Below are 357 nucleotides of genomic sequence, written 5' to 3'. Positions count from 1 at the left end.
AGAGTAAACAGCACATCAAGATGATTCACCGGCACATCTGGGAAGATTACTTGGAGGAAGCCGATCACCTTCGTCATACGGAGGAAAATAAAAAAATATATGCACAGCGCAAAGAAACGATTGAACGTGTCTTCGCTGATGCAAAAGAAAAGCATGGTATGCGTTGGACGAAGCTCAAAGGGCTAAAAAAAGTTTCCGCGCACGCGATGCTTACTTTCGCTGCCATGAATCTTAAAAAACTGGCAAACTGGACATGGCGAGGGCCATGTCCAGTTTAATCCAGGTGTGTTTATTCAAAAATAATACTTAAAAACAACACAAACCCCATTTTCAACAAAGTTGAAATGGGGTTTGTCT

Annotated in this window: 1 protein-coding gene; it reads left to right on the top strand. The window is 41.7% G+C overall.

Going from position 1 to position 357, the window contains the following annotated elements; all coding sequences use genetic code 11:
• On the top strand, nucleotides 1-278 hold a 278-nt coding region (locus M3206_RS18880), incomplete at its 5' end, for a transposase (protein WP_251314048.1).
• Nucleotides 279-357 lie beyond the last annotated feature (79 nt).

The organism is Fictibacillus phosphorivorans (genome assembly GCF_023715845.1).
GTDB lineage: Bacteria > Bacillota > Bacilli > Bacillales > Fictibacillaceae > Fictibacillus > Fictibacillus phosphorivorans_D.
The sequence above is the reverse complement of the archived record's forward strand: the minus strand, read 5'-3'. Positions and strand labels throughout refer to the sequence as shown.